The following is a 13,244-nucleotide window of genomic DNA, read 5'->3' as shown; positions in this document are numbered from 1 at the left end:
CTCGCGATAGCGGCAGGTCAGGTTGCACTGAGATGGAATGTGCCGCCAATGACTACGCCGCCTCCGCAGCCATGGCTGCCCGGACGCTGGGGCGTGTTGCGATTCGCGCCATGAACGCCGCCAGTGCCGGCCAATCCCTGATCTGGATATTGAACAACGGCAGCCAGTTCAGGACGGTAAACAAATAGCTGTCGGCCAGGCCAAAGGTGCCCATCAGGTAATCCTGTCGTTCAAGGGCCTGGCTGAGGTAATCCAGGCGCCTGAACAGTTTTGCCCTGAAGATGGCCTTGGTCGACTCTGCAATATCAGCGTTGAACAGCGGCGCACATCCGCTGTGAAGCTCGGAGGTAATGAAGTTCAACCATTCCTGCAAGCGAACCCGCTCCCAAGTGCCATTGGCCGGCGCCAGCGTGTTTGCGGGGACCAGGTCGGCCAGGTACTGGACGATGGCGGGCCCCTCGGTCAGGACATCACCGTTATCCAGCACCAAGGCTGCCACGTAGCCCTTGGGGTTGATGCTCAGGAAATCGAGCCCATCGGCAGTTCGCTTGGTTTTGTTGTCGACCCGAATCAATTCAAATGGCAGGCCCAATTCCCGCAGCACGATGTGCGGGGACAATGAGCAGGTCATGGGGGCGAAGTACAGTTTCATGGTTTCCTCGAGGACGGGGGGACGTGCTGTCAGAATCCGCGAGGGCCGGAACATTTTCAAACGACATCTTCAGTGCTAGCGTATGACAAAACCTCATGAGCAAGCCGAGCCCAATGGCCATCAGAATCCCTTCCCTCAATGGCCTTAAAGCATTCGAGTCGGCCGCTCGGCATATGAGCTTTACCAAGGCTGCGCAAGAGCTGAACGTCACGCAGACAGCCATCAGCCATCAAATTCGCCGGCTCGAAGAAGAACTGGGCGTGCGCCTGTTCTTGCGGCTCAAGGATGGCCTGGCCCTGACAGACGAAGGACATGCCTATTTCCCAGGCGTTCGCGCGGCGTTCCATGAGTTGCGCTATTGCACGCAGACGTTGCTGCAGAGCCGCAGCAACAGCGTCTTGACGATCAGTACCCTGGTTTCATTTGCTTCCAAATGGTTGTTGCCGCGACTGGCGTCATTCCAGCAGGCGTTTCCCAACATTGACGTGCGCGTTACGGCATCTACCGAACGAGTGAATTTCCGTGAGGGCGGCGTCGATGCGGCCATTCGTTACGGTTCCGGGGACTGGAAGGGGTTGCGGGCGGACTGGCTGATGGCCGATGAGATCTTTCCGGTGTGCAGCCCCAGGCTGCTGCAAGGTCCGAAAGTCCTGGAGAATCCGCGCGATCTGGCCCGGCACACCTTGTTGCAGGTCAGTGGGGTGACCCGCGACGACTGGAGTGCCTGGTTGAGCGCCGCTGGCCAGCCGAAAAAACTGGCCGAAGGCAGCCGGCTGACATTCGACCTTGCGATGATGGCCGTTCAGGCTGCGGTTGACGGTCTGGGGGTCTGCATTGGGCGTTCGACCTATGTCGAGGATGACCTGAAGGCCGGGCGATTGGTTGCCCCCTTTGATCTGCGATTGAAATCTGACCTCGGCTTTTATTTCGTGAGCCCGCATGAAACAGCCGACACGCCAAAAGTGCAGGCCTTTAGAACCTGGCTGATGGATTCGTTGGGTTTTGGCGCCGAAACATGATTACCGCGTACCGTTCAGCCTTCAGTCAGCGAGCCGATATGAATAGAAGGTCCGGTTACTTTCAGGGTTCACCGAGGTTACGTCATGTTTAATACAACACTAAAAAACGAACTGACGGCTAGGACGGCCGAATTGGCAACATACAAAGGATTGGTAGGCTCCCTGGAGCGGTCGATGGCTGTTATCGAGTTCAGCCCCGATGGCAAGGTCCTTCGGGCGAACGAAAATTTTCTTGGCACGATGGGCTACCGTGCGGATCAATTGGCCGGCCTGTCCCATCGGGATTTTTGCACCCCGGCGCTGGTGGGCAGCGCCGAGTACCGTGAATTCTGGAACCAGTTGCGCGCCGGTCAGTTTGTTTCCGGCACGTTTCAGCGCCGTAGCGCGCAAGGGCAGAACGTCTGGCTGGAAGCCAGCTATAACCCGATAGTGGACGAGCAGGGCCGCGTCGTGAAGGTGGTCAAGTACGCACTCGATGTCACCGCCAAGGTTGCCAGCGAGGCAGAAACACGTGGCCGGCTGGCGGCACTCGACCGGGCCATGGCCGTGATCGAGTTCGACCTGGGCGGCCACATCCTGACCGCCAACGACAACTTCATGAATGTCATGAATTACACGTTGGCAGAGCTCAAGGGCAAGCATCACCGGATGTTCTGCGAACCGAGCCTGGTTGGCAGTTCGGAGTACAGTGATTTCTGGCGCCGTCTCAACGCCGGCGAGTTTTTCAGCGGCCAATTCAAGCGCCTCGGCAAAAACGGCAAAGTCGTCTGGCTGGAAGCCAGCTACAACCCGGTCTACGACGCCGAAGGCAAGTTGTGCAAGATCGTGAAGTTCGCCAGTGACATCAGCGAGCGGGTGGAGAAATTCGAAGAGGATTCGCGTGGCGCTTCCCGTGCGTACCATATCTCCGCCGAGACCGAACGAGTGGCCGAACAGGGTGCCCAGGTGATCCACCAGACTGCCAAGGAGATGCGCGAGATTGCCGATAACATTGGCTCTTCCGCGCGTCTGGTTGGGCAGTTGGGCGCGCGTTCGGAAGAGATCACAGCCATCGTCAACACCATTCGCGGCATTGCCGACCAGACCAACCTGCTGGCCCTCAACGCGGCCATCGAGGCCGCACGGGCCGGGGACCAGGGGAGGGGGTTCGCGGTGGTGGCCGACGAGGTCCGGCAACTGGCCGGGCGCACCAGTCGCTCCACCTCGGAGATTGCCGAAATGATCGGCATGATCCTCTCCGAAACCCGCGATGCCGTCGCCAGCATGAACGTGACCCATGAAGGCGCATTGCGCGGCGTAACCCTGGCAGATCAGGCCGGTTCGGTCATCGTGCAAATCAGGAACGGGACCACGGACGCACTTGAGGCCGTGAGCATGTTTGCGTCCAAGCTCGACGAGTCCGAGGTGATCCCCAAGACGGCTATCGGCTGGGTGGGTTGAGGTGAGCTGAGGCCTCGCCCTTGCGATTCATGCGCTTGACCAATTCAAGCAATACCGCACGCAGTTCCGGCGGTCGCACGGGCTTGGCCAGCACCGAGATACTCAGGCTTTGCAGCGATTGGCGTATCCGCTCGATCTCATGCCCGGTGATGACCAGTGCCGGGACTTGCCGGCCGCGCTGCTCGCGTAGTGCGGCAATGCATTCGGCGCCCGAGACTTTTGTGCCCAGGTCGAAGTCGGCGATGACGATGTCGCAATCGCTGGTCAACCCTTCGCCGTCGCTGTGGGCCTCAACCTCGCAGCCCCATTTTTCCAGCAGCGCCGAGGTCGCCATCAGTACGTTGGCGTCGTCTTCAACCAAGCACACCCGTAACCCGTCCAGGCGATTCCCGACGGGCACTCCCTTGGGCGCCATGACACATGGTGCTGCCGGCTCCAGGCCGCTGATCGCCACCCGGGTGCCTTGTCCGACCTTGGAGCGGATGTGTATATCGACGTCGAGCATCTGGCTGATGCGCTTGACGATGGACAGGCCGAGGCCAAGGCCCTCGACATCCTTGTCGCGCATATGGCGCACGCGGTAGAACTCCTTGAACACTTCGGGCAAATGTTCGGCGGCGATGCCGCGCCCCTTGTCGTAGATCACCACGGCCAGGCGCTTGCCCTGGCGCCGCACGCCGATCAGCACGGGTTGGCCGGGTGCGTATTTGAGCGCGTTGGACAGCAGGTTCTGGACCATCGTAGTCAGCAAACCGGGATTGACGCTGACCCAGTAAGGACAGTCGCGCAGACGCAGCTCGACGCCGGCCCAGCGGGCCGCTTCGGTGTTCTGCTTGACGACGTCCTGCAGCAATTGGCCCAGGTGTACGGTGTCGGCTTTCGGTATCAGTTGGCCGTGATCGAGGGTGTAGATATCGAGGATCGAGCGGAATAGCTGCGACACGGTGTGCAGCGAACGGTCGATGTTGTCCACCAGTCGCAATTCTTCCTGGCCCAACCGGGCATCGCGCAGGCAAGCCGTGAACAGGCCGATGGAGTGGATTGGCTGGCGCAGGTCATGACTGGCCTGGGCCAGGAATCGCGATTTCTCCTGATTGGCCAAAATGGCTTCTTCGGAGGCAATGCGTGTGCGCTTGAGCAAAATGTGCGCGTAGGCGGGCACCACAATGGTGGTGACGATCAGCATCAGGAACATGTAGGGCTGCGTATGCCAGAACGGGGTCAGCCAGAAAACCAATACCAGGCTCGACAATGCGATAACGGTCGCCAGCGCCAGGTAGCGCGAGCCGAAGCGCATGCCATTGCCCAGCGTGACCCAGAGTAATGCAGCGTACACCGGGAGCGTGCCCTCTCCACCGACGATCATGGCAAATGCGATGCCGGCATAGTCATGCAGCATTGTGAAAAGGCGCCGCCAGAAGAAGTGTCCGGGCCAGCGCTTGATGATCATGCGCAGGAACACCGAGACGACGATGAACATACAGATGTAGATAATGATGGGTACGTAGCTCGCGGCGTCTTCTGGATAGAGGCCGGCCAGGATAACGATATACAACAGCGCGCAGGCGCTGACGGTCAGGCGTAATGTGGCCTGGTCGAGTTCACTGTTCTTTTCCACCGTTTTTCGAACCTCACGGGCTTCTGGTGCCTTGAGATAGCGTAGCGGCTGGCCCATCAATGCGACTCAGAATAGTTGCCCGGGCCGGGATACTTCAGGAGGGGACTACCACGCAGGGCGTCGGGAGAGCACGTGAACGAAGTCGTTCGTTATCTGCAAGGCTTGCGTCTTGAGCGCAGGTACTTGGAAGAAATGAGGTGAGGGTTGGGGACAGGCTTGATGCTGTCCCCAAAGGCAATGCCATTGCGTCAGTAGACCCTGTAGTACTTCACGACGTCATCGACGAAATAGATGGTCAATACCGAACCCTGGGTCTGGCTTTGGCCCGCTTTCGTGCCGGTCACGCTGCTGAGGTCGTTGGCCACGGTTTGTGCCTTGGACAGTTGTGCCGAGGTGTCGTACATCTTCAGGCGCGTCTCGGGCGACACGTACTTGTGGGCCAGCTTCATGTACTTATCCAGGCCCTCATCACTCTTTTCATAGGTCCAGTTCGACTCGTTGCTGGTACTGGTCGAATTGAGCTCTTCATTCGTCGGCGCGCCGAACATTTGAGTGATCTGGCCTTTTGTCGTCTTGCCCGGAATGATCGTTTGCTTGAGGTAAGAGACGTCGTATTTCTGGGCACCCTGATTCAAGGCACCCATCAAGTTACCCAAGTCGCCGGTGTTTGTACAACCGTTCAGTACGCCCGCCAGCATGCACAGCGTCATTCCATTTCTAAGTGTTTTTCCATATTTGAAGGACATGATGACTTACCTTGAGTTGATGTCAGGACCATTCCATTTCAACCGTGCACGGTGAAGTTGACTCAGCATTGCGCCGCCTATCGATTTATTAAATCCATAGGCTTCGCACGTCATGACGTTTCAATAGGTACAGTGATACTGCACGGCGCATGGCATGTTGGCTTTCTTTATATTTGGCTGTTCGAACAGCCTTTTTATGGAGCGTCCACAGCTTAGGGGGAGCGTACTGGGCGACGCTATAGTACAAGTGTGCTATGGCCCCGGAGATGGGCCGGCACGGAGGGTGATGCTCAATTAATATTCGCCGCCGTTATACATTCAATTGTCTTGTTTTCCCGGCCATCCACCATTGCTTGGGAAGTTGGAAAACTGCGCCGCAGCCGCCGCGCGCGTGGGCACACCCAGGGATTTGAGCAGGCTTGAGACATGGATGCGCACCGTGAACGGGGAGATACCCAGGTCCCGGGCTATCTCCTTGTTGGTCTTGCCGGCGGCGATCAAGCCAAGCACTTGCCGTTGGCGCGCGGTCAGTTGGGAAAGTGCATCGTCCAGGATCGTGTTTTCGGCTTGATACTTCACCACCACTTCGCCTTCGCGTATTGCCTTGATGGCGTCGGCAATTGCGGCGGGGTCGATATTCTTGCCGATGAATCCGTCGGCACCCAGCGCCATCACCTGGGAAATAACATCGACATCATCCACCATTGAAACCACAATGATCGAGGTGCGTTTGAACTCACCGCGCAACTGGCCGATGACTTGCAACGATTTGATCCCGGGAAAGCGCAAGTCGAGTATCAGGGAGTCCACTTCCACTCCGGAACGTGCCAGCGCCAATACTTCGTCCAGATTTCCAGCCTGTTCTATGGATGCTGTCGGTATGAGTCGTTCAATGGTTCTCAGCATACCTTCGCGAAACAAAGGGTGGTCATCTGCCACAATTACTCTGCACGTCATGCTTCAGATCCTTCTGATCTTCCAGTTCACGAATCGTAACCTAAACTGCCCCCTTGGGTTTCAAGTTTGAAACAACCTTTCATGTTGGAATAGTCCAGTGACCATGACGGAAAAGAATAGCGAGCTTGATCAGGCTACCTTGAGATTGACGGTCGGGGCGTGTACAGCGCTCTACATCATTGTGGTGGCCTTTCTGGCCAGCGACTTCGAAACCTATGTACCGATCCTGTGGTACATGACCTTTTTCTTCGGCACCGCTATCCCGCTACGCATGGCGGTCAAGCGCTGGCCCGGGCACTTCTTCCTGCGTCGTCTTTTTGCCATGACACTGGATTATGCCAGTCTTGCCTTTGCCTTGATCGTGGGTGGGGAGGGTACGCTACCGGTGTACGCTGCATTGCTCTGGGTCACGTTGGGCAATGGCATGCGCTTCGGTTCGCGCTACCTGGCGCTGGCAACCGTTATCGCGTTGTCGACCCTGGTGGTGATTTTCCTGCTCACGCCGTTCTGGCGTGGTCAACCTTATCTGTTCCTGACGCTGATCGTCACCACCATCGTGGTGCCCGCCTACGCGCATATCCTGCTGACCCGAACCCGCATCGCTTCGGAAGAGGCGATTGCCGCGAACCAGGAGAAATCCCGCTTCCTGGCCCAGGCCAGTCATGACTTGCGCCAACCGATTCACTCGATCGGCTTGTTCACCGCCTGCCTGCGCGATGCCCGGTTGGGCCAGGAAGAGTTGCGACTGGTGGACAACATCGACCGTTCGTTGCACATCGTCTCGCAACTGTTTCGTTCGATTCTCGATATCTACACCCTCGATAACGGGCAGCTTGAACCGCAGGCCGAACCCGTACACCTGGGCACGCTGCTTCAAGATGTGGTCAAGCAGAACACCGAAGCCGCACGCTGGGCCGGTGTCGAGTTGCGCCTGCGGCCTTGCCGGCATTGGGTCAATGTCAACGCCGGCCTGTTGGCGACCATGGTGCAGAACCTGGTCTCCAACACACTCAAATATGCCTCCGGCCAACCGGTGTTGATCGGCGTGCGTCCGAAAGGCAGTGGCCTGGCCATCGTCATCTATGACAAGGGCCGGGGCATTGCCGCCGAACACCTGCCCGAGGTGTTCAAGGAGTTCTATCGGGTGCGCCACGTTCGTGACAAAGACGTCGAGGGGCTGGGCCTGGGGTTGTCCATCGTCAAGCGAATCAGCCACCTGATCAATCTGGACATCCAACTGGACTCCCGGCTCGGCAGGGGTACTCGCGCCATGATTCAGGGGCTGGAAACGGTCGCGCCAAGGGCGATGGTAGACAGGCCGGTGTCCGCGCACAGCCGTTTGCAAGGCTTGCGGGTGTGCCTGGTAGAGGATGACGCCAACGTGCTGATGGCGACATCCGCGCTATTGGAGAAGTGGGGGTGCGAAGTGGAAACCCACAGCGACGGAGTGGGCGTGACCAGTGACTGCGACATCATCATTGCCGACTTCGACCTGGGCACGAAGGTCTCCGGTTCCGAATGCATCGCCGCGATTCGCGAACAACGGGGCTGGGAAGTCCCCGCCATGATCATGACCGGCCATGAAATCGAGAGAATCCGCCATGCGCTGCAGCACATGAACATTTCGATCCTGGCCAAGCCCGTGCGACCGCCGGAGTTGCGGGCGACCTTGCTCGAGCTGACCAAGAACTTTGCCAGCATCAGGACGTGATCGCCGTCGGGGCCATTGCTCGTTCTTCCACCATTCCATTTTATGAAACGGTGGATTGCAGTTCGTGCGTATTCCTGCGCCGTCGCTTTGGGCAGAAGATGACTCCAGCCACTTGCACAGCCGTGCAAACGATGGCGGAGATTCCCCAACCGTAGCGCACTGGCGCAGGCGTTCATGCTGCGAGCGCGAGGAGTAGCTGATGGACGAAGCCTTGCAAGCAAAAAACTCGCCCTGGCACGAAGGAGAGCTGGCCTTGCAGCGCTCCGTCGGGGCAGTCGACATGATGGCCAGTGTCGGTCAACGGCAACTGGCGCGTACCTGGATGCCGGACCAGCATCGGGAGTTCTACGCCCAACTGCCTTTCGTGGTGCTGGGGGCGGTGGATCGGCAAGGCGACGTCTGGGCGACCCTGCGCGCGGGACAACCGGGCTTCATGAACTCACCCGATCCGCAGACCCTGCACATCCAACTCGAACCTGAGCCGAACGACCCGGCCCAGGAGGGCATGGGCGAGGGCGATGCCATCGGGATGCTGGGGATCGAGTTGCACACCCGCAGACGCAACCGCATGAACGGTGTCGTACGTCGTCAGCTCGACCCGGGGCTCGAGATTTCAGTGAGCCAGGCGTATGGCAACTGCCCTCGCTACATCAACTTGCGCCAGTACCACTTTGTCGACGCGCAGGCCGTTGCGCCGCGTCAACTGACCCTGTCCGACCCGCTGGTGCGGCGCCTGGTGACGGCGGCCGATTCGTTCTATATCGCCACCTACGTGGTACGCGATGGCGAGCAGCAGGTCGATGCTTCCCACCGTGGTGGCAAGCCGGGGTTTGTGCGCATGGATGAAGACGGATCGCTGACCATCCCGGACTTTTCCGGCAACCTGTTTTTCAACACGCTGGGCAACATTCTGCTCAATCCAAGGGCCGGGCTGGTGTTCGTCGATTTCCGGACAGGCGATCTGCTGCAAATGAGCGGCTCGGCGCAAGTGCTGTTGGACGACCCCGAGATCAGCGCGTTCCAGGGCGCCGAGCGGCTGCTGCGCTTTATCCCGCAACGCATCGTGTATCGCCCAGCAGCCATTGCGCTGCGCTGGAAGGACCAGGACGAAGGCGACTCGCCCAATTCGATGATGACCGGCAGTTGGGCGCAGGCCGCCGAGCGCTTGCAGGCCGAGGCGCTGCGTAGCCGCTGGCGGGCGTTGCGTGTTGCGCGGGTGGTGGATGAAAGCCACAACATTCGCTCGTTCTACCTGCAGGCGAGCGATGGCTTGGGTTTGCCCCGGTTTGAAGCCGGGCAACATTTGCCGGTGAGGATCTTGTTGGAGGGGCAGAACGCTCCATCGATCCGGACCTACAGCGTATCCAGTGCGCCGTCGGATGATTTCTTGCGTATCAGCGTCAAGCGCGATGGCTCGGTGTCTTCCCACCTGCATGATCAGGTGCAGGCGCTGCACGAGATTGAGGCGCGGGCGCCTCAGGGCCATTTCACCGTCCAGGCCACCGAGCGGCGTCCGTTGGTCTTGCTGGCAGCGGGGGTAGGCATCACGCCGCTGTTGTCGATGTTGCGCGAGGTGGTTTACCAGGGCCAACGCATCAGCCGCATGCGCCCGGTCTGGCTGGTGCAAAGCGCTCGTTCGGTGGCCGACCTGGCTTTCCGTGACGAGATCGACGAACTGGCCGCCCGTGCCGGCGACAAGCTACAGGTCCTGCGCCTGGTCAGCCAGCCACCCACTGATGGAGGGGGCGCTGAGGTCTATGACCTGGCCGGCAGGATCGATGTGGAACTGCTCAAGAAGCTGCTGCCGCTCAACGACTACGACTTCTATTTGTGCGGGCCGGGCAGCTTTACCCAGGCGTTGTACGACGGGCTGCGCAAACTGCGCATTCCTGACGATCGCATCCACGCGGAAACCTTCGGGCCCTCGACGCTTGTGCGAGATCTCGAAGTGAGCATGCCGGCGCCAGAGCAAGTGCCGGCCGCGAATGAAGCGGTGAAGGTCTTGTTCGCCAGTTCCGGCAAGGAGGCACGTTGGGAACCGGGCAGTGGGACGCTGCTGGAGCTGGCCGAAGCGCGCGGCCTTAACCCGGAATTCAGTTGCCGCGGCGGTTCCTGTGGCACCTGCAAAACTCGCTTGAGCCGCGGCCAGGTGCATTACCTGAGCCAGCCGGCCGAACCGGTCGGCGAAGGTGAGGTGCTGATCTGTTGCGCCGTACCGGCCCAGGGGAGCGAGCCGTTGGTGCTGGAGGTCTAGTGGCCTGCGTGGCTGATTCGTGTACTCGAATTAACCGTACAGGCCACTAGGCTGACCGTCCGACTGTTTCACCGGATGAAATGCTGGATTGTAGAAGCTGGTTATTCCGCTGTCCGGGACAGGAGCAGAGGATAGCGCCATCGACGCGATCACCGCTTCGAGCCCAAAACAACATGGAGTACGTCATGTCTGAGAAAGCGATCAAACTTTATCGCCACCCGCTGTCGGGGCACGCCCATCGTGTCGAGCTGATGCTCTCGCTGCTTGGCTTGCCAACCGAGTTGATATTCGTGGACTTGATGAAAGGTGAGCACAAGACGCCGGAGTTTCTCGCCATCAACAGCTTTGGCCAGGTGCCGGTGATTGACGATAACGGCACCGTCCTGGCCGACTCGAACGCGATCCTGGTCTACCTCGCGACCAAGTATGGCAAGGGGCAATGGCTGCCCAGTGATTCGCTTGCCCAGGCGCGGGTGCAGCGCTGGCTGTCGGTGGCGGCGGGCCAGATCAACCAGGGGCCGGCCAACGCCCGGTTGATCACCGTGTTCGGCGCCGGCTATGACGCCGAAGACGCCATCAAGCGCTCCCATGCCCTGTTGAAGGTGATGGAGACGGAGTTGGGGCAAAGCCGGTTCCTGGCCGGTGAGCAACCAACCATCGCTGATGTGGCCGCGTACACCTACGTGTCCCATGCGCCGGAAGGCAACGTCGCGCTGACCGACTACCCGAATGTCCGGGCCTGGCTGGGCAGCATCGAAGCCTTGCCGAATTTCGTCGGCATGCAACGTACCGCCAAGGGCTTGCAGCAAGCCTGATTCAAACCGCGGGTGCTTGTCGGGGGGCATCTTCCGGCAAGTCCATTCAAGCCACGTGCCCTCAAGACTGGACCACCCATGGATCGCTTTCAGGAAATGCAGGTTTTCATGGCGGTGGCCGAGGAGGAAGGGTTCGCCGCTGCTGCCCGCCGACTGCGTATTTCACCGCCAAGCGTGACGCGCGCCATTGCGGCGATGGAGGAGCGGATTGGCACCCAGCTGTTGTCGCGCACCACCCGCAAGGTGTACTTGACCGAAGCGGGGCAACGCTACCTGGAAGATTGCCGACGGATCCTGAGTGAGCTCGATGAAGCCGAGGAGGCTGCTGCCGGCAGCTATTCGATCCCCTGCGGGTATCTGACGGTCACCGCTCCGGTGCTGTTTGGCGAGCTGTACATCGCGCCTTTGCTGACGGATTACCTGGATCAATTTCCCTCGGTACACCTCAACGCCTTGTTGGTCGACCGCGTGGTGAACATCGCCGACGAAGGCATCGACGTGGCGATCCGCATCGGTCATTTGCAGGAAAACAATCAGCACGCCATCAAGGTTGGTGAAGTGCGCCAGGTGATTTGTGGTGCCCCGGCCTATTTCCAGCGACACGGACGGCCAACGCATCCTGGTGAGTTGAGCAAGGCCAACATCGTGATGTCTTCGGCCAGTCATTTGCTGAGCCACTGGCAGTTCATGGACGAGGCCAGTTCGCTGAGCTTGCGCTTTGATCCACGCCTGGTGGTGACCGCGAATCAGGCGGCGATCAATATCGCCTGCCAGGGTTGGGGCGTGACCCGGGTCTTGTCCTATCAAGTAGCCCGGCAGGTCGCCGATGGGGAACTTGAGGTGGTGCTCAAGGCGTTCGAGCCGCCAGCGTTGCCGATTCACGTGGTGTATCAGAAGAGCAATCGAGTGCCGGCCAAGGTGCGCACGTTCGTCGACTTTCTCGCTGATCGGTTGGGGGACGACGTCACGCTCAAGCCTGTCGTAAAAGGCCTCGCCTGATGGCTCGCCACCATGAAATGCTGATGTTCCATGCGCTGTCGCAGTGCCCCAGTCTCGCTTCGGCAGCCCAGCGCCTCAACGTTTCCGGACCGACCGTGATGCGTGCCATCGCTCGGTTGGAGGCGCGACTGGGTGTGCAGTTACTGTTGCGCAGCACGCGCGGGGTCGTGCTGACTGAAGCCGGGATCGGCTTCATGGCTGACTGTTCACGGATCCTCAGGGCGATTGACGAGGCCGAGGCATCGGCCAAGGGCTGGCATGTCCAGGCCCAAGGCAACCTGACGATCCTGTTGCCCTTGCTGTTCAGCCGCTATGTCATGGCCCCGGTGCTGGCCGGCTACATGGATCAGTACCCCGAGATCAGGATATTCGCCCACTACCACGATCGTTTTCCGAACATGCATGAGGAAGGGCTGGATGTGGCGGTGCTGGTGGGGCACCTGCCCAACTGCTCATTGATCGCACGACCGGTCGGCAGCGTTCGTTCACTCGTCTGCGCCAGTCCTGGCTACCTGGCGCTTCATGGTGAACCGGTTGTGCCGCAGGATCTGCACAATCATCGACTGATCGCCACACAGGCCAATCAGGATTGGGTCCAGTGGCCTTTCCATCAGCCGGCCAGCGGTCTCAAGGCACGCACGCGGCTCAACTGCGCCACGCTGCAAACGGCCATCGATGCGGCGGCTCATGGGGCTGGGTTGATGCGCTGCTTGAACTATCCACTGCACGACTATCTGAACAGCGGACGCTTGCGCCGGGTCCTCCAACCTTATGAACCGCCCTCGATACCGGTTCATGTGGTCTACCGCGAAAGAAGCAAGGCGCCGATGCGCGTGCGCAGCTTCGTGGACTACATCGTCGAGCGCCTGCGCGAGCACCCGGCCCTGCGAGCGGATGTTTCTTGAGTATCAGCTCGCGCTTGGGCACGTTGCTGGCGAAGGCTGGCGCCTTTGTGATGGGGGTGCTGAAGGTTTTATCAAGCGCCGGCTAAGCGATCACCTCAGTGGCAAAAGAACTCGGTAACGGCTTGGGT

General features: G+C 59.7%; 11 protein-coding genes and 1 pseudogene. 8 read left to right on the top strand and 4 right to left on the bottom strand.

The features are described 5' to 3' along the window. Nucleotides 1-52: 52 nt before the first annotated feature. Nucleotides 53-652 carry a glutathione transferase GstA gene (gstA, locus tag TK06_RS07860; RefSeq protein ID WP_063321595.1) on the bottom strand — a complete coding sequence of 200 codons (600 nt, stop codon included), beginning with the start codon at nucleotides 650-652 and terminating at the stop codon, nucleotides 53-55. Between the two features lie 113 nt (nucleotides 653-765). Between gstA and TK06_RS07855 the strand changes: the two genes are divergently transcribed. The 3 genes and pseudogenes from TK06_RS07855 to TK06_RS33375 all read left to right on the top strand — a co-directional run bounded on the left by TK06_RS07855 (nucleotide 766) and on the right by TK06_RS33375 (nucleotide 3,111). Further along, nucleotides 766-1,671: a transcriptional regulator GcvA gene (locus tag TK06_RS07855; protein WP_063321594.1), complete on the top strand. Its 906-nt coding sequence runs from the start codon at nucleotides 766-768 to the stop codon at nucleotides 1,669-1,671. Nucleotides 1,672-1,755: 84 nt separating this feature from the next. After that, a pseudogene (locus TK06_RS33380) lies at nucleotides 1,756-2,523 on the top strand (PAS domain-containing protein); the annotation flags it as partial. Beyond that, nucleotides 2,497-3,111: a methyl-accepting chemotaxis protein gene (locus TK06_RS33375; RefSeq protein WP_371914646.1), complete on the top strand. Its 615-nt coding sequence runs from the start codon at nucleotides 2,497-2,499 to the stop codon at nucleotides 3,109-3,111. The pseudogene TK06_RS33380 and the gene TK06_RS33375, both read left to right, overlap by 27 nt. On the opposite strand, the gene TK06_RS07845 is transcribed toward TK06_RS33375, so the two are convergent. The 3 genes from TK06_RS07845 to TK06_RS07835 all read right to left on the bottom strand — a co-directional run bounded on the left by TK06_RS07845 (nucleotide 3,092) and on the right by TK06_RS07835 (nucleotide 6,432). Further along, on the bottom strand, nucleotides 3,092-4,786 hold the full coding sequence (locus TK06_RS07845) for an ATP-binding response regulator (protein WP_203417411.1): 1,695 nt from the start codon (nucleotides 4,784-4,786) through the stop codon (nucleotides 3,092-3,094). The two genes, TK06_RS33375 and TK06_RS07845, sit on opposite strands and share 20 nt — an antisense overlap. A gap of 191 nt (nucleotides 4,787-4,977) precedes the next feature. Then, on the bottom strand, nucleotides 4,978-5,475 hold the full coding sequence (locus TK06_RS07840) for a hypothetical protein (RefSeq protein WP_086936597.1): 498 nt from the start codon (nucleotides 5,473-5,475) through the stop codon (nucleotides 4,978-4,980). 318 nt (nucleotides 5,476-5,793) lie between these two features. Further along, entirely contained in the window at nucleotides 5,794-6,432 is a 639-nt protein-coding gene (locus tag TK06_RS07835) for a response regulator (protein ID WP_063321592.1), read from the bottom strand. 103 nt (nucleotides 6,433-6,535) lie between these two features. Here TK06_RS07835 and TK06_RS07830 point away from each other — a divergent pair, with 103 nt between their 5' ends. The 5 genes from TK06_RS07830 to TK06_RS07810 all read left to right on the top strand — a co-directional run bounded on the left by TK06_RS07830 (nucleotide 6,536) and on the right by TK06_RS07810 (nucleotide 13,116). Next, entirely contained in the window at nucleotides 6,536-8,143 is a 1,608-nt protein-coding gene (locus TK06_RS07830) for an ATP-binding response regulator (protein WP_063325098.1), read from the top strand. A gap of 199 nt (nucleotides 8,144-8,342) precedes the next feature. After that, the gene (locus TK06_RS07825; RefSeq protein WP_063321591.1) at nucleotides 8,343-10,397 is read left to right on the top strand and encodes a pyridoxamine 5'-phosphate oxidase family protein; all 2,055 of its coding nucleotides are present in this window, start codon (nucleotides 8,343-8,345) and stop codon (nucleotides 10,395-10,397) included. A 185-nt stretch (nucleotides 10,398-10,582) separates the two neighbouring features. Next, entirely contained in the window at nucleotides 10,583-11,212 is a 630-nt protein-coding gene (locus TK06_RS07820; protein WP_063321590.1) for a glutathione S-transferase family protein, read from the top strand. Between the two features lie 78 nt (nucleotides 11,213-11,290). Next, nucleotides 11,291-12,211: a LysR family transcriptional regulator gene (locus tag TK06_RS07815; protein WP_063321589.1), complete on the top strand. Its 921-nt coding sequence runs from the start codon at nucleotides 11,291-11,293 to the stop codon at nucleotides 12,209-12,211. Continuing rightward, a complete protein-coding gene (locus TK06_RS07810; RefSeq protein WP_063321588.1) occupies nucleotides 12,211-13,116 on the top strand; it encodes a LysR family transcriptional regulator in 906 nt (301 codons plus the stop codon). The genes TK06_RS07815 and TK06_RS07810 overlap by 1 nt, the downstream gene beginning before the upstream one ends. Nucleotides 13,117-13,244 lie beyond the last annotated feature (128 nt).

It is taken from the genome of Pseudomonas fluorescens (assembly GCF_001623525.1).
GTDB lineage: Bacteria > Pseudomonadota > Gammaproteobacteria > Pseudomonadales > Pseudomonadaceae > Aquipseudomonas > Aquipseudomonas fluorescens_Q.
Note: the sequence above shows the minus strand (reverse complement) of the source record. Positions and strands in the feature narration are given on the sequence as shown.

Bases quoted from the DNA above. Each gene is read 5' to 3' on its own strand.
- gstA (WP_063321595.1), bottom strand. From the start codon at position 652: ATGAAACTGTACTTCGCCCCCATGACCTGCTCATTGTCCCCGCACATC.
- TK06_RS07855 (WP_063321594.1), top strand. From the start codon at position 766: ATGGCCATCAGAATCCCTTCCCTCAATGGCCTTAAAGCATTCGAGTCG.
- TK06_RS07845 (WP_203417411.1), bottom strand. From the start codon at position 4,786: ATGGGCCAGCCGCTACGCTATCTCAAGGCACCAGAAGCCCGTGAGGTT.
- TK06_RS07840 (WP_086936597.1), bottom strand. From the start codon at position 5,475: ATGTCCTTCAAATATGGAAAAACACTTAGAAATGGAATGACGCTGTGC.
- TK06_RS07835 (WP_063321592.1), bottom strand. From the start codon at position 6,432: ATGACGTGCAGAGTAATTGTGGCAGATGACCACCCTTTGTTTCGCGAA.
- TK06_RS07830 (WP_063325098.1), top strand. From the start codon at position 6,536: ATGACGGAAAAGAATAGCGAGCTTGATCAGGCTACCTTGAGATTGACG.
- TK06_RS07825 (WP_063321591.1), top strand. From the start codon at position 8,343: ATGGACGAAGCCTTGCAAGCAAAAAACTCGCCCTGGCACGAAGGAGAG.
- TK06_RS07820 (WP_063321590.1), top strand. From the start codon at position 10,583: ATGTCTGAGAAAGCGATCAAACTTTATCGCCACCCGCTGTCGGGGCAC.
- TK06_RS07815 (WP_063321589.1), top strand. From the start codon at position 11,291: ATGGATCGCTTTCAGGAAATGCAGGTTTTCATGGCGGTGGCCGAGGAG.
- TK06_RS07810 (WP_063321588.1), top strand. From the start codon at position 12,211: ATGGCTCGCCACCATGAAATGCTGATGTTCCATGCGCTGTCGCAGTGC.